The sequence below is a fragment of the Streptomyces sp. SP17BM10 genome (assembly GCF_036322405.1).
In the GTDB taxonomy this organism is placed as follows: Bacteria; Actinomycetota; Actinomycetes; order Streptomycetales; family Streptomycetaceae; genus Kitasatospora.
Window position 1 is genome coordinate 114,804 of record NZ_JAQYXB010000642.1, and the last position, 21,299, is coordinate 136,102.

24 protein-coding genes are annotated in these 21,299 nt (G+C 75.2%); 11 read left to right on the top strand and 13 right to left on the bottom strand.

The window, feature by feature from the left end:
• Window positions 1-27: 27 nt before the first annotated feature.
• Window positions 28-1,986, bottom strand: coding sequence for an ATP-binding protein (locus tag PUR71_RS28565; protein WP_329930024.1), 1,959 nt, complete (start codon window positions 1,984-1,986; stop codon window positions 28-30).
• Window positions 1,987-2,319: 333 nt separating this feature from the next.
• Between PUR71_RS28565 and PUR71_RS28570 the strand changes: the two genes are divergently transcribed.
• On the top strand, window positions 2,320-2,643 hold the full coding sequence (locus tag PUR71_RS28570) for a hypothetical protein (protein WP_329930025.1): 324 nt from the start codon (window positions 2,320-2,322) through the stop codon (window positions 2,641-2,643).
• A 122-nt stretch (window positions 2,644-2,765) separates the two neighbouring features.
• On the opposite strand, the gene PUR71_RS28575 is transcribed toward PUR71_RS28570, so the two are convergent.
• A complete protein-coding gene (locus PUR71_RS28575) occupies window positions 2,766-3,920 on the bottom strand; it encodes a TetR/AcrR family transcriptional regulator (RefSeq protein WP_329930026.1) in 1,155 nt (384 codons plus the stop codon).
• A gap of 226 nt (window positions 3,921-4,146) precedes the next feature.
• Here PUR71_RS28575 and PUR71_RS28580 point away from each other — a divergent pair, with 226 nt between their 5' ends.
• Complete coding sequence (locus PUR71_RS28580) at window positions 4,147-5,304, top strand: acyl-CoA dehydrogenase family protein (protein ID WP_329930027.1); 1,158 nt, start codon at window positions 4,147-4,149, stop codon at window positions 5,302-5,304.
• Between the two features lie 101 nt (window positions 5,305-5,405).
• On the opposite strand, the gene PUR71_RS28585 is transcribed toward PUR71_RS28580, so the two are convergent.
• Window positions 5,406-5,672: a hypothetical protein gene (locus tag PUR71_RS28585; RefSeq protein ID WP_329930028.1), complete on the bottom strand. Its 267-nt coding sequence runs from the start codon at window positions 5,670-5,672 to the stop codon at window positions 5,406-5,408.
• A gap of 123 nt (window positions 5,673-5,795) precedes the next feature.
• Between PUR71_RS28585 and PUR71_RS28590 the strand changes: the two genes are divergently transcribed.
• Window positions 5,796-6,113, top strand: a complete 318-nt coding sequence (locus PUR71_RS28590; protein WP_329930029.1) for a cupin — start codon at window positions 5,796-5,798, stop codon at window positions 6,111-6,113.
• A gap of 35 nt (window positions 6,114-6,148) precedes the next feature.
• Here the strand turns inward: PUR71_RS28590 and PUR71_RS28595 are convergent, their stop codons facing one another.
• Window positions 6,149-6,739 carry a TetR/AcrR family transcriptional regulator gene (locus tag PUR71_RS28595; RefSeq protein WP_329930030.1) on the bottom strand — a complete coding sequence of 197 codons (591 nt, stop codon included), beginning with the start codon at window positions 6,737-6,739 and terminating at the stop codon, window positions 6,149-6,151.
• Window positions 6,740-7,075: 336 nt separating this feature from the next.
• Here PUR71_RS28595 and PUR71_RS28600 point away from each other — a divergent pair, with 336 nt between their 5' ends.
• The 4 genes from PUR71_RS28600 (at window position 7,076) to PUR71_RS28615 (ending at window position 9,728) form a co-directional block, all read left to right on the top strand.
• Window positions 7,076-7,711 (top strand): class I SAM-dependent methyltransferase, encoded by a 636-nt coding sequence (locus PUR71_RS28600; protein ID WP_329930031.1) that lies wholly within the window; start codon window positions 7,076-7,078, stop codon window positions 7,709-7,711.
• 129 nt (window positions 7,712-7,840) lie between these two features.
• Window positions 7,841-8,410, top strand: a complete 570-nt coding sequence (locus PUR71_RS28605; RefSeq protein WP_329930032.1) for a methyltransferase family protein — start codon at window positions 7,841-7,843, stop codon at window positions 8,408-8,410.
• A gap of 211 nt (window positions 8,411-8,621) precedes the next feature.
• Window positions 8,622-8,900 carry a Sec-independent protein translocase subunit TatA gene (gene tatA, locus PUR71_RS28610; protein WP_329930033.1) on the top strand — a complete coding sequence of 93 codons (279 nt, stop codon included), beginning with the start codon at window positions 8,622-8,624 and terminating at the stop codon, window positions 8,898-8,900.
• A 303-nt stretch (window positions 8,901-9,203) separates the two neighbouring features.
• Window positions 9,204-9,728: a potassium channel family protein gene (locus PUR71_RS28615; RefSeq protein ID WP_329930034.1), complete on the top strand. Its 525-nt coding sequence runs from the start codon at window positions 9,204-9,206 to the stop codon at window positions 9,726-9,728.
• Here the strand turns inward: PUR71_RS28615 and PUR71_RS28620 are convergent.
• The 3 genes from PUR71_RS28620 to PUR71_RS28630 all read right to left on the bottom strand — a co-directional run bounded on the left by PUR71_RS28620 (window position 9,725) and on the right by PUR71_RS28630 (window position 13,723).
• Entirely contained in the window at window positions 9,725-11,254 is a 1,530-nt protein-coding gene (locus PUR71_RS28620) for a protein kinase domain-containing protein (protein ID WP_329930035.1), read from the bottom strand. The genes PUR71_RS28615 and PUR71_RS28620 overlap by 4 nt on opposite strands.
• 595 nt (window positions 11,255-11,849) lie before the next feature.
• Window positions 11,850-12,899: a hypothetical protein gene (locus tag PUR71_RS28625; RefSeq protein WP_329930036.1), complete on the bottom strand. Its 1,050-nt coding sequence runs from the start codon at window positions 12,897-12,899 to the stop codon at window positions 11,850-11,852.
• Window positions 12,896-13,723 carry an RNA polymerase sigma factor gene (locus PUR71_RS28630; RefSeq protein ID WP_329930211.1) on the bottom strand — a complete coding sequence of 276 codons (828 nt, stop codon included), beginning with the start codon at window positions 13,721-13,723 and terminating at the stop codon, window positions 12,896-12,898. Before PUR71_RS28630 ends, PUR71_RS28625 begins: the two co-directional genes overlap by 4 nt.
• Window positions 13,724-14,340: 617 nt before the next feature.
• On the opposite strand from PUR71_RS28630, the gene PUR71_RS28635 reads away from it, so the two are divergent.
• Window positions 14,341-15,081 (top strand): VC0807 family protein, encoded by a 741-nt coding sequence (locus PUR71_RS28635; protein WP_329930037.1) that lies wholly within the window; start codon window positions 14,341-14,343, stop codon window positions 15,079-15,081.
• A 135-nt stretch (window positions 15,082-15,216) separates the two neighbouring features.
• Entirely contained in the window at window positions 15,217-15,957 is a 741-nt protein-coding gene (locus PUR71_RS28640; protein WP_329930038.1) for a tyrosine-protein phosphatase, read from the top strand.
• 31 nt (window positions 15,958-15,988) lie between these two features.
• On the opposite strand, the gene PUR71_RS28645 is transcribed toward PUR71_RS28640, so the two are convergent.
• Entirely contained in the window at window positions 15,989-16,573 is a 585-nt protein-coding gene (locus PUR71_RS28645) for a GNAT family N-acetyltransferase (RefSeq protein ID WP_329930039.1), read from the bottom strand.
• Window positions 16,574-16,679: 106 nt separating this feature from the next.
• Between PUR71_RS28645 and PUR71_RS28650 the strand changes: the two genes are divergently transcribed.
• Window positions 16,680-17,435: a Clp protease N-terminal domain-containing protein gene (locus PUR71_RS28650; protein ID WP_329930040.1), complete on the top strand. Its 756-nt coding sequence runs from the start codon at window positions 16,680-16,682 to the stop codon at window positions 17,433-17,435.
• A gap of 64 nt (window positions 17,436-17,499) precedes the next feature.
• Here the strand turns inward: PUR71_RS28650 and PUR71_RS28655 are convergent, their stop codons facing one another.
• Window positions 17,500-17,991 (bottom strand): NUDIX hydrolase, encoded by a 492-nt coding sequence (locus PUR71_RS28655; protein ID WP_329930041.1) that lies wholly within the window; start codon window positions 17,989-17,991, stop codon window positions 17,500-17,502.
• 182 nt (window positions 17,992-18,173) lie between these two features.
• Between PUR71_RS28655 and PUR71_RS28660 the strand changes: the two genes are divergently transcribed.
• Window positions 18,174-18,557, top strand: a complete 384-nt coding sequence (locus PUR71_RS28660) for an STAS domain-containing protein (RefSeq protein ID WP_329930042.1) — start codon at window positions 18,174-18,176, stop codon at window positions 18,555-18,557.
• Here the strand turns inward: PUR71_RS28660 and PUR71_RS28665 are convergent.
• From PUR71_RS28665 to PUR71_RS28680, 4 genes are all read right to left on the bottom strand, one after another.
• Window positions 18,465-19,442, bottom strand: coding sequence for a sigma-70 family RNA polymerase sigma factor (locus PUR71_RS28665; RefSeq protein WP_329930043.1), 978 nt, complete (start codon window positions 19,440-19,442; stop codon window positions 18,465-18,467). The two genes, PUR71_RS28660 and PUR71_RS28665, sit on opposite strands and share 93 nt — an antisense overlap.
• Before the next feature lie 167 nt (window positions 19,443-19,609).
• Complete coding sequence (locus PUR71_RS28670; RefSeq protein WP_329930044.1) at window positions 19,610-19,882, bottom strand: hypothetical protein; 273 nt, start codon at window positions 19,880-19,882, stop codon at window positions 19,610-19,612.
• A 188-nt stretch (window positions 19,883-20,070) separates the two neighbouring features.
• The gene (locus PUR71_RS28675) at window positions 20,071-20,340 is read right to left on the bottom strand and encodes a UBP-type zinc finger domain-containing protein (RefSeq protein WP_329930045.1); all 270 of its coding nucleotides are present in this window, start codon (window positions 20,338-20,340) and stop codon (window positions 20,071-20,073) included.
• Window positions 20,341-20,412: 72 nt separating this feature from the next.
• Entirely contained in the window at window positions 20,413-21,255 is an 843-nt protein-coding gene (locus tag PUR71_RS28680) for a helix-turn-helix transcriptional regulator (RefSeq protein WP_329930046.1), read from the bottom strand.
• Window positions 21,256-21,299: the final 44 nt, after the last annotated feature.

The following is a 21,299-nucleotide window of genomic DNA, read 5'->3' on the forward strand; positions in this document are numbered from 1 at the left end:
ACACCCGACGGGTCGGCGGCCGGTGCGTCACGCGTCGCCGGACAGCGCGCCGGGGCTGTCCGGGACGCCCGTCGGTCCGGCCGGGATCGCGGCGGTCAGGGCGCAGACGGCGGTGGCGACGCCGGCGAGCGCGGCGGCGAGGTCCCCGCCGGAGGAGCCGGCGGGCCCGGCCGCCGCCATGATCACCTTGAGCGAGCGGAGCAGCCCGGCCGCGGTGGCGCTGCCGGTGTGCCCGGAGCGGTACGCGTCGAGCAAGTCCAGCACGGCCGGGCAGGACAGGTTGAGGTAGAGCCGGGCCCGGACCTCGCCGTCGGTACGGGCGGTGAACGCCCGGGCGAGGCGCAGCGCGGCGGACGGGATGCGGGCGTCGGCCCGGTCGTCCTCGATCCGCGCCTTCAGCTCGGCCTCGCGGTCCGGCACCAGGACCAGCGGCAGGCCGGGCGGGTCGAAGCGGGCCGGCACCAGCCGCTCGCCGGGATCGGCGAGCGCGCCGGCCAGCCAGGCCGCCTCCTCGGCGGGCAGCGGGCGTTCCGGGTCGCGGAACAGCGAGCGGTCGCCCTGCTCGCTGCCGAGCTCGACCAGCCGGCAGCCGCGCAGCCGGGCGTAACGGCGCAGGAACGGCAGGACGGCGTACCGCTCGCCGCGGGCGATCGGCACCCGCATCGCCCGGTAGAGCATCTCCTCGAAGCCTCCGCCGCTGCCGAGCGCGACGTGCACCGCGCCCCCGCCCGCCGCGCGCAGGGCGCCCGCGGTCAGGTCACCCTGGGAGGTGGGCACCGGGACGTCGTCGGCGAGCAGCGTGAAGAGCCGGTCGTCGCAGAGCGCGGCGCCCAGGAGGTCCTGGCCGTGCCGGGTGAGGATGCGGCGCCAGGCGGCGGGCCGCAGCCGGGCGGTCTCGTAGAGGCCGTCGACGATGGCGTCGGCGAGGGTCCGCTGGAGCGCGCGGTAGTGCTCGTCGCGCTGGAGGTCCTCGCGGCTGGCGGTGGGGGTGAGGCGGCTGGACTCGACGACGCCGCCGATGAACCCGGCCCAGCCGGGCAGGAGGTCGCGGGCGTCGTCGGCGAGGAGCATGCCGCGCAGGTAGACGGCGAGGTCGCGGTTGTCGCTGCTGCCGTAGGTGCCGCCGTCCTGGACCCACAGCAGGCCGATCGCGTCGGTGCCGCCCTCGACCGGCTCGACCGGGAAGGCGGTGAGCGGTTCGAAGCGGCGGCCGAAGGCGGCGGCGAAGCGCATCCGGGCCTCGTACGGGTCCCCGTCGGCGGGGCGAAGCGCGGCGTCCCGTTCGAGGGTGGGGGTGGGCGACGGGTGGGCGGGGCGGCGCCAGGGCACGTCGACGGCGTTGACGGGCTCCTCGTCGTCGCCGACGAGGACCGGGATCGGCAGCAGGACGCAGTACCGGGCGAGCACCTCGCGCAGGGCGTCCTCGTCGGCGAGGTGGGCGTGTTCGGCCTTGAGCGTGAGCTCGACGACCGTGCCGGGCCGCGGCCGGGCGGGCACCGGCTCGACGAGGTACTGCTGGCCGCCGCGGCTGCGGTAGCGGTGGCCGAGACGGGGTTCGCGGTGCGAGGTGGTGGTGACGACGACCTCGTCGGCCACCGAGAAGGCGGACAGGAAGCCGAGGCCGAAGGCGCCGATCAGGTCCTGGTCGCCGGTGAGTTCGCGCAGCATCCGGGTGTAGCCGGTGCCGACGGTGGCGAGGTAGGCGTGGATCTCCGGCTCGGTGAGGCCGGCCCCGGTGTCCTCGACGGCGACCGTGCGGCGGGCGGCGTCGCCGCGCACCCGGATGAGCCGGTGGTGGTCGCCGTCCGGGTCCTCGAGGAGGCGGCGGGTGTGCGAGTCGTGGGCGTTCTGGACGAGTTCGCGCAGGGCGACCAGCGGGGTGGAGTACAGGTGCGTGGCGAGGACGTTCACCAGGCCGCCGAGATCGACCTCGGTCGTACGCAGTTCCTCGGCCGGGGCGTGGTCGGGCGGGAGACCTTCAGACATGGGAACCCAGTGTGCCAGTGCGACTATCCGGCGACCATTTCTTTCTCCCTGACGGCACCTGGTCAACTCCGTGTTGACCGGCGGGTGTTGTCGAGTCCATTCAGCCCCTCCATCAACTCTCCACCGCCCATGAGTACTTGACCGGATTCGCGCGGTCCTGCCCATTCAGCGGAAATGCCCGCACCATGACACCATCGGGCGAATTGCCACCCATTTGGTGGAGTTCGCCCCTCGCCCTGGTGAATGCTGATCACGCGACGTCAGGCAACGGCGCCACGGAGCGGCCACTCCGGATCGCGCCACATTTCACAGGTCCAGCCCAGGGAGACCAGCGTGTCCCGTATTCGTGCAGCCGCCGCCGTCACCGCCTTCGGTGCCTTCCTCCTCGTCGGCGTCGGTGCCGCCACCGCGCACGCCGACAACGCCGCCGGCGCGGACCAGCACTCCAACAGCAGCGTCGTGAGCAACACCGGCTCGAACAACATCATCGGCAACGTCCACGGCAACGTGGTCAGCACCCAGCAGACGGCCACCGGCTCGGGCGCGAGCAACCAGAACAACGGCCTCGCCGCGACCGGCAACGGCGGCAACATCGGCGCCCTGCAGGGCAACGGCAACCTGGACACCCGCGTGTACTACCCGCACGTCCTCTACTAGGCCCCGGCCGCGTCACTGCCCTCGGCGCAGCCCCGCCCCACACGGGCCGGCTGCCCGCCCCACCAGCGCGGGGCGGGCAGCCGGCCCGGCCCCTTTTCCGGCCGGGGGCGACGGGCGGGTGCTCAGGACACGCCGAGGACGGCCCGGGCCAGACGCAGGAGGCAGTCACCGAGGTCGGGACGGGCGTTGTGCGGGCGGTTCCGGACGCCGTCGTTGATCAGGGCGAACAACGCGTGGACGCGGATCCTGGCCTCCACCGCGTCCTGGTCCGGCCGCACCCGGCGCAGCAGGTCGACCCAGGTCCGCAGGAAGTCCCGGCGGAAGTCCACCGCGACGCGGCGGTCGGGCGGGGCCAGCCGTTCCGTCTCGCTGAGCATCGCGCCCAGGTAGTCGCCGTTGCGCCGGGCGAAGCCGACGTACGCCACCAGGCCGGCCGCCAGCGCCTCCTCGGGCCCGGCCGCGGCCGAGATCGCGCCCTCCACCTCGTGCCCCAGGCGCTCGCGGCTGCGCACCAGCGAGGCGGCGAGCAGCTGCGCCTTGCTGTCGAAGTGCCGGTAGACGCTGGGGCCGGAGATGCCGACCGCGGCACCGAGCTGGTCGGTGCTGACGTTGTCGAAGCCGCGCTCGTGGAACAGCCGGACGGCCGCCGCGAGCAGTTCCTCCCGCCGGGGCTGGCGGACGGGGGCGGCGGCGGGCACGGCGTCGTCGCCGCTCCCGGAGCCGGCGCCGTCGAAGGTCACCGCGAGGACGGCCGCGACCACCTCGCGCAGCACCGCCTCGGCCCGCCGGGGCTGCGGCGCCGCCGACTGGTAGGAGAGCCCGGCGCAGGCCGAGAGCGCCGACCAGCAGAGCAACTCGACGTCCGGCTCCGGCAGCTCCGGGCGCTCGGAGCGCAGGACGGCGCCCATCGCGGCCACATCCGCCCGCAGTTCGCGGCGCAGGGCCGCCCGCCGGGCCGGCGGCAGCAGCCGGGCGTCGCGCTGCACGAGGGTGCCGAGCGGCCGGTGCCCGACGGCGACGCCGGCCAGCGCGGCGCCCAGTGCGGCGGTGGAGCCGGCGGTGCGCAGCCCGTCGGCGAGCGCGTCCAGGCCGAGCCGGACGACGCGGTCGAGGAGTTCGGGCTTGCCGCGGAAGTGCCGGTAGAGGGCGGGCGCGGTGATGCCGACGCCGGCGGCGACCTCGGTCATCGAGACCTGGTGGTAGCCACTGCGGTGGAAGCGGTCGGCCGCCACCGCGAGGATCTGCGCGCGCCGACCCGGGGGCCGTCGGACCACCATGCTGCCGCCCCTCCCGCAGTCCCGCCGCCGCGGCGCCCGGCCGGAACGCCGAGGGAAGGCTAGCAAGGATTCACTTGTCATGGCCCTCGCCCGGCGGCCGCCGGGCGCCCGGCGCCGCGCCGACCCTGGACAGCCGAAGCTACCCGGGATTAACTTGTGGGGCCATCACCTGGCACCTTCAGCTGCACCTTCAGCCGCGACCGGCACCACCGAAGGGAGCGCCCGCGTGCGCCGCACCGTGTTCACCGAGGACCACGAGGCCTTCCGGGAGACCATCCGGGACTTCATCGCGCGCGAGGTCGTCCCGGTCTACGAGAGCTGGGAGGCCGACGGCCACCCCCCGCGCGACTTCTACCGGCAGCTCGGCGCGCTCGGCGTCTACGGCATCGAGGTGCCGGAGGAGTACGGCGGCGCCGGCGAGAGCGGTTTCAAGTACCAGGCGGTGATCGCCGAGGAGGTGGCCCGCGCGGGCGTCAGCTTCGGCTCGTCCGGCGTGCACACCGGGCTGGTGCTGCCGTACCTGCTGGAGTACGCGACCGAGGAGCAGAAGCAGCGGTGGCTGCCCGGCTTCGTCTCGGGCGACATCATGACGGCGATCGCGATGACCGAGCCCGGCGCCGGCTCCGACCTCGCGGGCATCACCACCCACGCGCGCCTGTCCGAGGACGGCACCCACTACGTCCTCAACGGCGCCAAGACCTTCATCACCGGCGGCGTGCTGGCCGACCTCGTCCTGGTCGTCTGCCGCACCGCGCCGTACGACCCGGACAACCGCCGGGCCGGGCTCTCCATCCTCTGCGTGGACACCGACTCCGAGGGCTACACCGTCGGCCGCAAGCTGCAGAAGATCGGCCTGCGCACGTCGGACACCGCCGAGCTGGCGTTCAACGACGTCAAGGTGCCGGTGGAGAACCTGCTCGGCGAGGAGGGCAAGGCCTTCGCCTACCTGACCCACAACCTCGTGCAGGAGCGGCTCGCGATCGCGGTCGGCGCCTACGCGTCGGCCGCGGCGGCGGTGCGGTTCGCGGTGCAGTACGTCAAGGACCGGAAGGTGTTCGGCAAGGCCGTCGCCGAGTTCCAGAACACCAAGTTCACCCTGGCGGACTGCGAGGCCCAGGTGGTGGCGCAGCAGTCGATGGTGGACCGCGCGCTGGAGCTCTACCAGCAGGGCGAGCTGACCGTCGCCGACGCGGCCGCCGCGAAGCTGTTCTGCACCGAGTCGGCGTCCACGGTCATCGACAAGTGCCTGCAGTTGCACGGCGGCTACGGCTACATCCTGGAGTACCCGATCGCCCGGCTCTACACCGACAACCGGGTCTTCCGGATCTACGGCGGCACCAGCGAGGTCATGCGCAGCATCATCGCCAAGTCGCTCGGCCTGTAGAACCCCGCAGGACCCCACGACCGCGGCGGGCCGCACCCCCATGGCGGCCCGCCGTGCCCCGTCCCGCCGCCGGTGCGGCGGTTGCGCCGGACGGGCGAACGTCAGTTCGGCGAGCTGTGCTCGGCGCGCCAGGCCTGCCAGCCGGCGGAGGAGGCCACCCGGGCCTCGCGCAGCGCCCGTTGGGCCAGGGCGGTGGGCGGGATCTCCCGGCTGCGCATCCAGTCGCGGCCGGCGGTGGCCAGCGCCGCGCACACCATCGCCGCCCCGGCCGCGCCGAGCACGGCCCCTACGCCGGTGAGCACCGCGCCTCCGGCCAGGAGTGAGCGGTTGACCCGGAACCCGCTGAGGTAATTCTCGTTGGTCGCCATGTCTCCACGATGCGGGTACCGGGCGAGGTCCGCACGCCGAGCGGCTCCGGGTGCGCGAGCCCGCCGCGTCCGCCAACCTGGGCTCACGAGCAGCCGGGGCGCACCGGACGGGAGGACGCCGTGATGCCCGATCTCGAAGAGCTCGCCGTGGAGCACGCCGCGAAGGCCGCCGAGAGCCCGCACGGGCGCAGCGCCCACCTCGTCCTGCACGACGGCGTGCTGCGACAGACCGTGATCGCCCTGACCGGCGGCACCGCGCTGGACGAGCACACCCCGCCGACGGCCGGCAGCGTGCAGGTGCTGCGCGGCCGGGTCGCGCTGACGGTGGCCGGGCGGCACCAGGAGCTGTCGGCGGGCCAGTTGGCGCCCGTCCCGCAGGAGCGGCACGGGCTGCTGGCGCACGTGGACTCGGTGGTGCTGCTGACCGTCGTCACGACCTGACGGCCGGCGCGCACGGCTCCCCCGGCCCCGCGAGGTCAGCGCGCGGCCGGCTCCGGCACGCCTGCCGCGACCAGCCGCAGCCCGCGCAGGAAGTCCCGCCCGGACGGGGCGAGTTCGGGCGCGGCGAGCCACTGGGCGACGGACCCGGCCAGGAGGGCCTGGTAGAAGGCGCCGCGGGCGAGCTCGTCCTCGGTCTCCGGCACCTCGGGCAGCCCCTGGAACAACGCGGCCAGGCCGAGCCGGCCCTCCTTCTGCGCCCGCGCGAGCGCGTGCGCCAGCTCGGGCGCGTGCGCGGCCTGGGCGAGCGCCTCGAACTGGGCCGCCCAGAGGCCGCGGTGCTCCTCGAAGACGCCCTTGAGGCCCTCCCACACCGCGACGAAGCGCTCCTCGGGGTCGCCCGTGGCCTCGTTCGCGGCGTTGACCACGGCACCCAGGGCCAGACCCATCTCGCCGATCGCCTCGATCATCGCCGCGTTGAGCAGCGCGTCCTTCGAGCCGAAGTGGTAGCCGATGGCGGCCAGGCTGACGCCCGAGGCGGTGGCGACGTCCCGGGCGGTGGTGCGCCCGTAGCCCTTCTCGTACAGGCAGCGCTTGGCGCCCGCCATGAGGTCTTCGCGGTTTCCCATGGCCCCGATCCTACGGAAGGACTGAACAGATGTCTTGCACCGATGTCTGGCACTGTCGTCTTGCACGAACGATTTACACATCCGTTCCAGGCGCGCGGCTGGGACGTCCGTACGGTACTCATCGAGAGCCCACCTCGGGCGGGCTCCTCGCCGTTCCGGGAGACCCCTAGGCTGGTGGCGGCCCTGCGTCGGCCGGTGCCCAAACCCCCAAGCGCCGGCCCGTTGTGGAGGGGACCAGCCGTGTTCGAGCCGGGCCAGGGCGGGGGTCGTCAGCCGTTCCCACCGGGGTCGTCGAAAGACCCCTCGTGGCAGCCCCCCGGGTGCCAAGGTGGGCTCATGGTTGCTGATCACGTGCGCGTGCGCGGGAGTTACGACACGGTGGCGGAGGAGTACCTCGAACGGATCGGGGACGAGCTGGCGCACAAGCCTGTCGACCGGGCCCTGCTCGGGGTGATCGTGGAGGAGGCGGCCGGCGGGGTCGTCGCGGACCTCGGGTGCGGGCCGGGACACGTCGCCGGGTGGCTCACCGGGCACGGCACCGAGGTCGTCGGGATCGACCTCTCCCCCCGCATGGTGGAACTGGCCCGCCGCGAGCACCCGAAGGCCGCCTTCCGCACCGGCGACCTGCTCGACCTGCCCGCCGCGGACGGCGAGTTCGCGGCGGCGGTGGCGCTCTACTCGGTGATCCACCTCGAACCCGGCGAGCTGGCGCCCGCGTTCGCCGAGGTGCGGCGGGTGCTGCGGCCCGGCGGCCTCCTGCTGGTCTCGTTCCACCTGGGCAGCGAGGTGCGGCGGCTGGACGAGTGGTGGGGCCACCAGGTCGACGTGGACTTCCACTTCCTGCGCACCGACGACGTCGCCGCGCACCTCACCGCCGCCGGATTCGCCGTCGAGGCCCGGCTGGAGCGCGAGGGCCTGCCCGAGGAGGCCCCGACCCGGCGCGGCTACCTGCTGGCCCGGCGGACGGACTGACGCTCCACCCGGGGGTGGAAGCACGCACGTCCACCCCCGGGCCCGTGCGGGACCCGCCGGGTGGGAGGACCGTGATGGGTACGCGGCCCGCCGCCCGCGCCCGCGCTCCCCGAGCGTCAGGAGCCCCCCATGTCCCTGCCGAGCCTGCTCTCCGTCCTCGGTGTCCTCGCCTGGGCCGGCTACGAACTGCTGCTGCGCCGCCGCGAGGACTCCGCCGCCGCCACCTGGCGCGCGGACGACCACGACCGCGGCTCGACCCGGCTGCTGCTCGCCTGCTACACCGCCGCCGTCCTGGCGGTGGTCCTCCTCGGCCGCGCGTCGGTCGGGGAACTGCCTGTGTGGGCACGCTGGTTCGGCGTCGCACTGATCGGCGCCGGGCTGGCCCTGCGGGCCTGGGGCATGCGCACCCTGGGCCGCCTCTACACCCGCACCCTGCGCACCGTGGACACCCAGGAGGTCGTCCGCACCGGCCCGTACCGACTGATCCGCCACCCCGGCTACTGCGGCAGCCTGCTGGTGTGGACGGGCTACGCGCTCGGCCTCGGCAGCTGGCCGGCCACCGCGATCGTGTTCGCGTTGCTGCTGGCCGCCTACGGCTGGCGGATCGCCGCCGAGGAGCGCCTGCTGGTGGCCGCCCTCGGCCCCGCGTACGCGCAGTACCGGCGGGAGTCGAAGCGGCTGGTTCCCTTCGTCTACTGAGCCCAGCCGAGCCCCTCCCCCGTGACCTTCGACACCCCGGCCGGGGCGGTCCGGCCGGGGCCGCGGCACGCGCGGTCCGCTTGAGCGGCACCCGCATTTCGGCCAGCGTTTCCCGGGCGGTGTATCCGTTCCGCACCGGGGCCAGGCATACTGGCCGGACGGGTACTTTGCCCTCCCGTGACTCTAGACAAGAAGGGACCGGTGGCCAGGGATGCTGCGGAACGGTCTTGAGCCCTGGCACATCTTGGTGGTGCTGGCGGTCGTAGTCCTGCTGTTCGGATCGAAGAAGCTGCCGGAGATGGCCCGTGGCCTCGGCAAGTCGATGCGCATCCTGAAGGCGGAGACGAAGGCGATGCGCGAGGACGACACCCCGGCCGAGGCCGCGGGCACCGCGCAGAGCACCGCCCAGCAGCCGGCCGACCGCCCGGCCGTCACCCCGACGAACGTCACCAAGGCGACCGAGACCAAGCGGCCCGAGACGACCGTCTGAGTCCCGTCGGACCACCCGGAGGCCCCCGGCACCGTCACCGCGACGGCACCGGGGGCCTCCGGCGTTCCCGGGCGCCCCACTTCGCGATCCCGAGTGGCCCTCCCCGGTGATCCGCTGCCTCCTGGGAGCCACCGCCGGGAGGGAACGGCGCCGGCGCATGCGGCCCGACGCACCGTCCGACGAGCCGAGCCCGGCCGCCGGCCCGCCTCCCCCGCCTGCCGGCCCGGCCGGCAGCGCGCCCGCGGCGCCCGGACGGAGCACGCGCGTGGGCGCCCCGGCCCCGGCGGCCGCAGACTGGACGGGATGTCACAGAAGCCGCACCGCATCGACCTCCGGGCCGCGGGCTGGCTGCTCGGTTCGCTCACGGCGCTGATGACCGCGTACTTCACGCTCCCGCTGCACTTCCTCGGCGGTCACCGGCCGGTGCTCAGCTGGTGCATCCTGATCGGCGCCCTGACCGCCCTGAGCGGCCTGCTGCTCGCGAAGATCCGGGGGGTGCTGCGCGGGACCACCCGCCAACCGGTGGCCTGGCTGATCTTCGTGATCTGCCTCTCGGTGGTCATCTTCGCCGCCACGTACTACGTCTTCGCCGCGCAGCAGGGCGAGTTCGAGGGCCTGCACTCCCGGCTGGACGGGCTCTACTTCACCGTCGTCACGCTGGCCACCGTCGGCTACGGCGACATCACCCCGGCCGGCCAGGGCGCCCGGCTCGTGGTGATCATCCAGATCGTGTACAACTTCGTCTTCCTGGCCTCGGCGGCCGGCACGCTCTCCCGGACGATCCGCTCGAACGTCGAGACCAGGCTCCAACGCGAGGACGGGCCCTAATCGTTCTGGTTGTCGGCGGCCGTGTGGAGTGCGGTGAACAGCGCGCCGAGCCGCGCGTTCCAGTCCTTGCCGGTCGGGCCGTCGATCGCGCGCTTCTTGGCCAGGTCGCGGACCAGCTTCTGGGCGTCCTTCAGGTCCTGGACGGCGTCGTCGGGGCTGCCCTCGTTGAGGCGCGCGGCGGCGTCGTCGAGGACGCGCAGGAGCTCCACCTGGTGGTCGCGCTCCTTGCCGGCGATCTGCGTCTGGGCGACGGCCTGGCGCAGGGCGTTCAGCTGGACGGCCGGGGACTGGTTGCGCGGGACGGTCGGAGAGGGGGCGGACGGGCCGGGCACGGTGGTCGGCGCGGCGCTCGGGCTCGGGGCGGTCGTGGCCGGCGCGGGCGCCTGCGTGGCGGGCGCGGCGGCGGTGGCGGCCGGCTTCCTGGCGGCCGCGTTGCCCGGCGGCCCGTCGAAGGCGGTGAGGGCGATGGCGGCGACCCCGGCCAGGCCCGCCACGCCCAGGGCGCCCAGGACGAGCGGCTTGCGGCTGCGCGCCGGCCGGGCGGGCGCCGGGGGCTCCACCGGGACCGGCGCCATCAGGGAGGTCGCGGGGGCCTGGGGCGGGAGCAGCGTCGTGTGCTGCTGGTCGGGGTGCCCGGCCGCGATCGGCGGCAGCATCTGAGTGGGCGCGGCGGTGGCGAGCAGTTCCGCCGTCGGGTCGCCGACGGCCAGGCCCGGGACGGTGGCGAGGAGCTCGGCCCGCGCCGCGGTGGCGTCCGCCGGGCGGTCCGCCGCGTTCTTGGCGAGCAGCCGCAGCACCGCGGCGTCCAGCGCGGGCGGCAGCCCGGGGCGGCGCGCGGACGGCGCCGGCGGCTGCTCGCTGACGTGCTTGAACGCGATCGCCACCGGCGTATCGGCGGTGAACGGCGTCCCGCCGGTCAGCATCTCGGTCAGCACGCAGCCGACGGCGTAGAGGTCGGTGCGGCCGTCCAGCTCGGCGGCGGTGGCCTGCTCGGGCGACAGGTACGCGGCGGTGCCGAGCACCGTGGCGGTCTGGGTCAGGTTGTTGGAGGAGCCGGCCCGGGCGATGCCGAAGTCGACGACCTTCACCCCGCCGTCGTCGGTGATCATGATGTTCCCGGGCTTGATGTCCCGGTGCACCAGCCCGGCCGCGTGTGCGACCGCCAGCGCCTCGCACACCGCCGCCGCGATGCCCACGGCGCGCTCCACCGGCAGCTGCGGCTGCTGCGCCAGCACCGCCGCCAGCGAGCGCCCGTGCACCAGCTCCATGACGATGTACGGCGAGCCCTGGTCCACGCCGGAGTCGAAGACCATGACGATCCTCGGGTGCACCAGCATCGCGGCGTGCTGCGCCTCCCGGGAGAACCGCTCGACGAAGCGCGGGTCGTCGGCGAGGCCCCCGTTGAGGACCTTGACGGCCACCTGGCGTCCCAGCACGCGGTCCACGCCGCGCCAGACGGTGGCCATGCCGCCGACGCCGAGTATCTCGACGAGTTCGTAACGCCCGTTGAGCGCCCGTCCGATCACCTGGAACTCCCCTCACGCCGTGCCCGGGTTCCCGGGCCGCCTCGTGCACCCGTGCACGATAGCCGCCGACGTCCGCGCCGCCCGGAGCGGCGTCCGGGCCGGTCCGGGCCGGGGCCGCCGGAGGACTTCACGCGCGTCGTGGCGGCGGCGGTTCCGCGTGGCTGTCGCGGAGCCTCCCCGCGAGGGGAGGGGGAGGCGGCCGGGGAACCGGGCAGCGGATCCCCGACCGCCCGTTCGGGGTGTGTGTGGCCCGCCCGGACTGCGGGCGGGCGGGCCACACGTTCCGGGCCGGGCGGGCCGGCGGCGCGTCCGGGGTGAGCGCCTGCCGGTCCGGCCGGGGGCCGGCCGGGTGGACGGTGGGCACGGGGGAGCCGACCGGCCACCCGGGGTCTCGGGTGGTCGCCGCGGCGCCGCGGGTGTCGCGGTGCCGCAGGTCCTGCGGTGGTGCTGGGTACTGCGGTCTGCGGGGTACTGCGGTGGTGCTGTCCTGCGAGTGGTGCCGGGTACTGCGGTCCTGCTGTCCTGCGGTCCTGCTGTCCGGATGGGCGGCGAGCCCGGGGGGATTCGCCCACCGCCCACCCGGAGTCCTGTGGGGTCACCCCTGGGCGGCCTGCCGGTCCTGCCCGCTGGGGCGGACGTCGGGCAGTGCGGGCGAGGCCGGGAGCGTCGGCCCGGTCCGGCCGGGTTTGGCTCCGTCGCCGTTGGTGGTGTTCCCGCCGGCGGTGCCGCCGGAACCGCCGTTGCGGCCGTTGCCACCGTCGCCGTTGCCCTTCCCGCCGGCGGCTCCGGAGCCGCCGGCACTACTGCCGCCGGAGCCGGCGCCTTGGCGGTCGTCGTGGGTCGGCTGCGGGGCGGCGCTGCCGCGGGCGTCGTCGCCCGCCCGGCCGAGCGCCTCCCCGCAGAGACCCTCCACCTTGTCCGGGCCGCCCGCCGCCTCGACCAGCGGGGCGAACACCGGGTCCAGGACCAGCTGCCGCGGGTGCTCACCCTTGGCCGTCCGGTCGCCGAACACGTGGCAGAGGGCGACCAGCGCGGCGGAGAGGGGCTGGGGGGCCCGTCCCGTCGCGGAGGGGGTCCCGGGCGTCGGGGAGGCCGACGGCCCGAGACCCTGGGCGCCGCCGCCGGAGCCGCCGGCGGACGGGCCGTTGAATGGCCGGGGCGAACCGCCCGGCGTCGCGCTGCCCGGCCCGTGCTCGGACGACGTGCCCGTGGCGCCGCCGTTCGCGAGGGTGCGCTCGGGCCCGGCGCCGCGACCGAGGGGGGAGGGCAGGTTCCCGGTGCCGGCGGCGACCGCGACCCCGCACAGCGCCGTGGCGCTCAGCACGGCGGCCACGGCCTTCGTGCTGAAGGCCCTGGCGAGGGCGGCGGTTGCCATCGATCGTCTCCGGACGGGTGCGGTCGTTGCTACGGGGTCGGGCGCGAGACGGGCCTCCCGGAACGCGGTCAGGGCGGCCTGCTCCCCGGTCAGCTCGGCGGCCGTCGCCGGGGCGGCGGCCGCGGCGAGTACCCGGGCGACCTGCCCGGCGGCGTCGCCGTCCGGTCCGGTGAGCGAGGCGTCCTGCCCGGCCGACGGGCCGCCCACGGCACCGCCGAGCAGCTGCTCGGCGGCGTCACGGTCGATCCGACGGGATCGGTTGGTGCTCATCTCATGTCCTTCAGCGTCGCGGCCCGGCGTTCTGTCACACCCTGCGGAGGAATTTTTTTCGCGGCCCTCCCGGAGGCCTTCCCGGAGGGTGTCCCCGGCTCCAGTCCGGCCGTCCGAGCGGCCGGGATCCCGCGGTCGGATCCCGGTCCGGCGCCCGGCCCGAACGACTGCTCCAGCAGCTTGGCGAGCCGGCGCAGCCCCCGGTGGGCGGCCATCCGGACGGTGCCGGCCCGTTTGCCGAGCACCTGCGCGGCGCTCTCGGCGTCGAGTTCCATCACCACGCGCAGCAGCACCGCCTCGGCCTGGTCGCGCGGCAGCCGGGAGATCAGCGCGAGCGCGTCGCCGGTGCCCACCCGGGCGAGCGCGGCGCCCGCGGTGTCGTCCCCGGCGGACAGTTCGGCGAGGTACTCGAAGGGCAGGTCGGCCACCGGGCGGCGGCGCCGGGCCCGCAGGTGGTCCAGCGCGCGGTTGCGGGCGATGGTGGCGGCCCAGCCGCGGAAGCCGTCGCCGTCGCCGGAGAAGCCGCGCAGGTCGCGGGCGACCTGCAGCCAGGTCTCGGAGGCGATGTCCTCGGCGTCCTGCGCGTCCTCGGGCCGCCCCCCGACGAGGACCCGCAGGTAGCGCAGCAGGCCGGGCTGGACGGTCCTGAAGAGGAGCCGGAACGCCTCCTCGTCACCGTCCTGCGCGGCCCGCACCGCCTCGGTCAGGTCCGCGGGGGCGGGGGCCGGGCCCGGTGGCGGGGCGGCGGGTGGTACTGGTCCGGACCGGTTTTCGGGGCTCCCGGTGCCCGCTCCGGGGCGCTCTGCACTCTGCACCCGCCACATCATGCGCCATCCGCGCGCCGCGGGCGGGCCCGACCTCGGACCGGCCCGCCCGGGGCCCGGGGTCCCGTGGACGACCGCCGTTCACCCGAGGCCCCGGCAGAGCCGTCCGGCCTACCTCGTCCGTGGGCGAATCGCCCGGGTCCGCCGCGCCCTCGCGATCGCCGCCCGTCCGGGGCGTGCCGTCCGTCACGCCCGCGCCTCCGCGCGCCCCCGCCTGCCGGCCTGCGCCGACCCCGCGTCCGCCCCGCGGACCGTCCACGGCGTCGAGGTCCGGCGGGCCCGGATCGGCGAGGTGCTTGCCGGTCGGCGACGCGGCGGTGACTCCCCGGGACCGCGCCGGACCGCGCCGGACGACGCGACGACGCGACGGCCGCCGTCCGCTGTCCGCCGTCCGCCGTCCGCCACCACGCCCTGCCCGAGCCGCGCGGCCGAGGTGTGAAAGCACAGGTCACGGGCCGTTCCCGGCACCCCCGGCGGGGCGGTGTCACGACGCGCACCATGACGTCTGTCATGCGGATCCGGCAACGGACGACACTGATCTGACGGAGGGTCGCGGCGGAAAACTGGAGGCACGACGCGGGCACCGGCCCGCGGCCACCAGCGGGGAGGAACCCACCATGAGCCAGACCCTCAGCGCCGTCGCCACCGAGGCCGCCACCACCCCGGCCGCCGAGGCCGCCCCGGCCGGCGCGGAGAAGCGGGCGAACCCGATGGGCTCCGCGTTCCGCCCGCTCCTCCTGGACGTCGCCGCCCCGCTCGCCGGCTACTACCTGCTCCACTCGGCCTTCGGGATGAGCGAGTTCGCCGCCCTCGCCTGGAGCAGCGCCGTCCCGGCCGCCCGGACGGTCTTCGGCCTGCTGCGCGAGCGCACCCTGAACCTGTGGGCCGCGCTGATGCTGGCGGTCAACCTGGCCGGCCTGGCACTCACCTTCCTCACCGGCGACGCCCGGATGATGCTCGCCAAGGACGGCCTGCTCAGCGGCAGCGTCGCGGTGGCCATCCTGGTCTCCGCCCTCGTCGGCAAGCCGGTGATGACCCCGGTGCTGATGCCCTTCCTGACCAAGGGCGACCACGCCCGCGCCGCCGCCTGGCAGCGGCTGGTCGAGGGCCGGGCGGCCGCCTCGCGCTCCTTCCACCGCCACGAGCGCCTCTTCTCGGCGATCTGGGGCACCGCGCTGCTCGGCGAGTGCGCCGCCCGCGTGATCGGCGCCTTCACCCTCCCTGTCTCGACCATGGCCTGGCTGTCCACCGTCTTCCTGATCGGCGCCATCGTGGCCGGCTCGATGCTCGGCCAGACCGCCGCCGAGCCGATGGCGAAGCTGGTCACCGCCGAGGCCGACGCCCCGACCGCCGCCTGATCGGCCGCGCTCCCTCGACGCTCCTCCTGAACAGCGGGTTCCCACCGGTCGAACGGCGAGGAACCATCCGGATCTCCCGATAGTCCTTCATAACGAGGGGGTAACGGGCCCCCGGACGACGAAACGGGGAACCCCATGGACCGGACGCACGCGCAGACCACCGCCGAGGACCGCACCCTCGTCTGGGACGGCTGCCTGAACGTCCGCGACCTGGGCGCACTGCCCACCGTCTCCGGCCGCCCGACCGCCCACGGCGCGATCGTCCGGGCCGACAACCTCGACCGCCTCACCGCCGAGGGCTGGGACGCCCTCCTCGACCACGGCGTCCGCACCGTCGTCGACCTGCGCAACGCCGAGGAGCACAAGCCGCTCCTCCCCCGCCCCGAGGGCGTCGAACTGGTCCGCGTCCCGCTGGACGAACTCGCCGGCCCCGCCTGGTGGGAGGCGTACGGACGGCTGGACGGCACGCCGCTCGCGCTCCGCCCCTACCTGGACCACTGCCCGCACGCCGCCGCCGAACTGGTCACCACCGTGGCCGGCGCCCGGCCCGGCGGCGTGGTCGTCCACTGCGGCGCCGGCCGCGACCGCACCGGCCTCGCCGCCCTCCTCCTGCTCGCCCTGGCCGGGGTCCGCCCGGCCGCGATAGCCGAGGACTACCTGCTCAGCGGGCCCAACGTCCGCCCCCTGTACGGGATGCTGGGCCTGCCGGACCCGTACCGCCGGATCGACGCGGTGCTCACCGAGGCCGGCACCACCGCCGAGGCCGCCCTGGCCGACACCCTGGACGGCTTCGACCCGGTCGGCTACCTGCTCGCCGCCGGCGTCACGCCGGCCGACATCGCCGCCGTCCGGGCCCGGCTGCTGCCCGCGGCCTGACCGCCCGTCGACCGCGCTCGCAGCCGGTCGTTCACCACAGCCGGTCGACCGTCCCGGGGTGGAGGGCGATCCTGCTCCGCGGGAAGTCCGCCCGGCGGCGCTCGGCGCGTGGCGTGAAGAACGCCGCCATCGTCACCTTGTCGAAGCCCTCCCGGTCGCTGGGGAACGGATCCTCCGCCGTGCCCCCGACCAGGACCGCACCCGGCAGCCACTCCCAGCCCGCGCCCTCGTAGAAGCCCCGCAGCCCGCTGTCGCAGGTGAACAGCCCGAGGTCCGCGCCGCGCTCCCGGGCGGTGGTGCGAGCCGCCGCCACCAGCCGCCGGCCGTGCCCGAGGCCCCGGCAGGCCGGATCGGTGACCACGGTGGACAGGCCGCTCGCCGCGTACGTGCGCCCGGCGTGGACGATCTCCTTGGAGAGCACGTCCAGCGCGGCCACCACCCGGGGACCGTCCAGCAGCAGCATGGAGAGCGGGCGCAGCGCCGGATCGTGCACGGGCTCCGCCGACGGGCCGGGCGGGCCGGGCCACGCCAGATCCTGCAACTCGGCCACCCGCAGCTTGAGTCCGGCCGGCACCTCGGCCTCGGGCAGGGTGAGGATCCGCAGGTCAGCCGCCATCTCCGCCACCTTCGCTCCGCTCCGTCACCCGACCGTCCGAAGCCTACCCGGCAGTATCGTCAACTATCGGTTGACGATACTGCCATCGACAACCTACGGTTGACGCATGGAGAATCCCGTTGTTCCCAGCACGACTCCGCTGCGCCTCGACGACCTGATCACCGCGATCAAGAAGGTCCACACCGACGCGCTCGACCAGCTGTCCGACGCGGTGATCGCCGCGGACCACCTGGGCGACCTCGCCGATCACCTGATCGGCCACTTCGTGGACCAGGCCCGCCGCTCCGGCGCGTCCTGGACCGACATCGGCCGGAGCATGGGCGTGAGCAAGCAGGCCGCCCAGAAGCGCTTCGTCCCCAAGGACCCCGCCACCCCCAACGACCTCGACCCCAGCCAGGGCTTCGCCCGCTTCACCGACCGCGCCCGGCACGTCGTCGTGGTCTCCCAGGAGGAGGCCAGGAACGCCGGCAACGCCGAGATCACCTCGGAGCACCTGCTGCTCGGCCTGATCGCCGAACCCGAGGGCATCGGCGCCAAGGCGCTCGCCGCCCAGGGCGTCAGCGCGGAGGCGGTCCGCGCCGCGGCGGGCGCCGCCCTGCCGGCCCCGGCCGGCGAACTGCCCGCGCTGATCCCCTTCGACGCGCAGGCCAAGAAGGTGCTGGAGCTGACCTTCCGCGAGGCGCTCAAGCTGGGCCACAACTACGTCGGCACCGAGCACATCCTGCTCGCCCTGCTGGAGCAGGCGAACGGCACCGGCGTGCTCGCCGACCTGAACGTGGACCGGGCGCAGACGGAGGCCTTCATCTCGGAGGCCATCGCCGCCATCATCGCCGCCCGGCAGGAGGACCCGACGGCGCCGTGAGGCACGGGAGGGTCTCCGGGACGGTCGACCGTCCCGGAGACCGCCCCGCCGCCCTGACGCTCCGTCAGAATCCCGACACGGTCGTGGTGACGATCCGCACCCGTCCGTCGACGGCCGCCTCCAGCGCGGCCCGCAGCCGCGCCGACCGGGACGGGCCGAGCAGGACGAGCGCCTCCTCGTCGGGGACCCAGCGGTAGTCGTCGAGCTCACCGGCCGGGACGGTCACGGGGGTGCCGTCCGGGACGGTGCCGAAGTCGAAGAGCAAGTGCTCGGCCGGGTGGTCGAGTTCGTCCGAAGGGTGGGTCCAGGAGATCGCCAGCAGGTCGCCGGCGGCCCGGACGATGCCGGTCTCCTCCTCCAGCTCCCGCGCCGCGCACTCGGCGGGGCCCTCGCCGAGGTCGATCGTGCCGCCGGGGAACTGCCAGTGCTCGCGGTACCCGGCCTTCACGATCAGGATCCGCCCGGACTCGTCCCGCAGCAGGCAGCCGGCCGCGGCGTAGATCCGCGGCAGGGAAGCCAGCCACTCCTCACGGGACTTCAAGGGCTCAGCCGACACGACGGTCCTCCTCGGCACGGTGCCGGCAGCCGGTGACTGCGGCAACGGTGGTCTGTGCGGCCCTACTCTGCCACCGCGGCCGCGGGGCGGACGGACGAGGTGGACCCGCAACCCCGCATCGGGAGTGGGCCGGAACCGGCACCGGACCGATGAGTCGCGGCCGCCGGAGCGGTCCAATCCGCATGGAGACCAAGCGAACCACCACCGGCCGGACGCTCACCTGCGACCTCGGCGCGCTCGCCGCCCCCGACCTGACGGTCGTCGACGCTCTCGCCCGGTTGCGGCTCGCCGCCGCCCGGCACGGCGTGCGCGTGCTGCTGCTGAACGCGAGCGGCCCGCTGCGGGAGCTGCTCGCGTTCAGCGGGCTCGCCGACGTCCTGCCCGCGGCGCCCGGGCCCGCGGCGTGCGGACTCGCTGCGGGCGGACCCGCATCGCGCGAACTCCCGGCGGGCGAACTCCGGGCGGGCGGGCGGCTACTCGGCGTCCAGCCGGTCCGGGAGGCCGAACAGCGGGAAGAGCACGTCGGTGTCGAGGAAGTTGGTGAGCCCGGTGATCCGGCCGCCTGACACCTCGGGCACGATCAGCGCCCACGGCTCGTGCCCGCCCGCCGGACTCGGCCGGTACTGCGCGAAGGCCGGACCGCCGTTGGCCGTCACCGGGAGCAGGCGCGAGCCGCGGCAGCCGCAGCCGGGGCCGAGCATCCACGCCCGGATCTCGTCCTTGCCGCGCAGCCACATCGCGAACGGCGGCATGTTGAGCGTGACGTCCTCGTGCAGCAGCGCGGCGAGGCCCGCCATGTCGTAGGCCTCGAAGGCGCTGACGTAGCGGTCCAGCAGTGCGCGGTGGTCGTCGTCCAGCGCGGGCGCCGGACGCGCGGACGCCCCTTCGCCGGCGAGCACCGCGCGGGCGCGCTGGAGCGCGCTGTTGACCGAGGCCACCGTGACACCGAGCAGCTCGGCCACCTCGGCCGCCCGCCAGCCGAGCACCTCCCGCAGGATCAGCACCGCGCGCTGGCGCGGCGCGAGGCGCTGGAGCACCGCCACGAAGGCCAGCTTCACCGACTCGCGCTGCGCGGCGACGTCGGCCGGGTCGCCCGTCTCGGGCAGCACCCGGCCGTCCGGCGCGGGGCCGATCCACGTCATCTCGGGCAGCTGGGCGTCACTCGCGGTGGCGACCGTCACCGGGCCGGCCAGGTCCATCGGACGGGCCCGGTTGTTGCGGCCGTTCAGCGCGTCCAGGCAGACGTTGGTGGCGATCCGGTACAGCCAGGAGCGCAGGGCGGACCGGCCCTCGAAGCCCTTGTGGCCGCGCCAGGCGCGGACCATCGTCTCCTGCACCGCGTCCTCGGCCTCGAAGACCGATCCGAGCATCCGGTAGCAGTAGCCGGTGAGTTCGGTCCGGTACCGCTCCAGCTGGAGCTCCACCGGCTCCTCGGTGATCACGTCAGTCATCGCGCGCCCCCGTCGCCCTGGCCGCCCTTCGGCCGACGGGACGACCGTACCGCAGGGGTCCGACAAGTCGACCCGGCAAGATCCGGCGGCCGCCCCTCCAGGACTTGAGCAGCCGCCGGGGGCGGACGTCCCGCGCGGACGTCCGCCCCCGGCGGCGTTGGCCCCGCTCAGTGCGCGGAGTGCTTCTCGGCGCCGCGGTGCCGGTGGCCCTTGAGCTCGGCGTGCATCGCCGGAGCGGCGTGCGCCGCCGCCGTCCCGGTGTCGCGCCCGCCGTGCCGGAACGGGTCGCTCGCGGCGTACCCGGCGGCCGCGGCGGAGGTGCCGGCCGTGCGGACGCGTGGAGCGAGCCGCTCGGGGCTGCTGGCCATGCCGCGGCGCTCCAGCAGTTCCTGGGTGCCCTGGCGGAGCTTGGCGGTGCTGGCGGGTGTTCGCTTGGTCATCGTCGGCCTCCCTTCGGCGGTCACCGACGGCGACGGACGTCGGCCAGTGGCCGCTCGGGCGCTGCGCTTCGAGGTGTGGGACGAGCGCTATGTCCGGATTTTATCCGGCCCGGGGCCGACCGCCACCGGGAATCCGCGGGAACCTCGGGAGCCCCGGGGCGCAGCGGGCCGCGCAGCGGGCGGACCGCTCAGCCCATGACCTCGTGGACGAAGCACCAGCGCCAGTCCTCCCCCGGCTCGTACGAGCGGATCACCGGGTGCGAGGAGGCGTGGAAGTGCGCGGTGGCGTGCCGCCCGGGCGAGAAGTCGCAGCAGCCGACGTGGCCGCAGTCCAGGCAGATCCGCAGGTGCACCCAGTCCCGCCGGCCCTCGGCCAGGCAGTCGGCGCAGCCGTCGGCGGGCGGGGCGGGCCGGATGTCCCGGGGGGCCATGGCGAGGTCTTCGCAGGCGGCGGTCATGCCCGCAGGGTAGTGACGCCCACCCCGGGCGGGGCGCGAAGACACGCCCGGGTCGGGTCGCGGAACGGCGGCTCACCCCACCCGGGCCGGGCTCCCGTCCGCCGTCCAGCTCGCCAGCAGCGCGAGCTTCTGCGCGGTCGGCGAGCCGGCCGGGGCCGTGAACGCGACCAGCAGCTGTTCCGGCGAACCGTGCACGCCCAGGGTCTCGTAGCCGAAGTCGAGTTCGCCCACCAGCGGGTGCCGGATCAGCTTCACCCCGTGGGACTTCTCGCGGACCTGGTGGTCGGCCCACAGGCGGCGGAACTCCTCGCTGCGCACGGACAGTTCGCCCACCAGCGCGCTCAGCTTCGGGTCCTCCGGGTGCAGCCCGGCATCGCGCCGCAGGTAGGCGACGGTCTCCGCGGCCACCGCCTCCCACTGCACGTAGAACTCGCGGGCCGCCGGGTCGAGGAACACCTGCCGGGCGCCGTTGGTGTCGCCGCCCGGACGGGAGGAGTAGCCGTGCACCGCGTCCGCCAGGCCGTTCCACGCGAGGACCTCCATCCGGCGCCCCACCACGAACGCCGGCACCCCGGCCATCATGTCCAGCAGCAGCCGGGTGCCCTCGCGCACCTGCTGCCGCCCGCGCCCGGCGGCGGACGGCTTCGGCGGACGGGCCAGCGACCGCAGGTGCGCCGCCTCCACGTCGTCCAGGCGCAGCACCCGCGCCACCGCGTCCAGCACCGCGTCCGAGGCGCTGCCGCCCCGGCCCTGCTCCAGCCGGACGTAGTAGTCCACGCTCACGCCCGCGAGCTGCGCCACCTCCTCCCGGCGCAGCCCCGGCACCCGGCGGCGGCCGTGCGAGGGCAGGCCCACTTCCTCGGGCTGGATCCGGGACCGGCGCGAACGGAGGAAGTCCCCCAGGCTGTTCTCCATGCCCGGCAGCGTAGTCCCGGCGTGGTCGCGGGAGGGTGGTACTG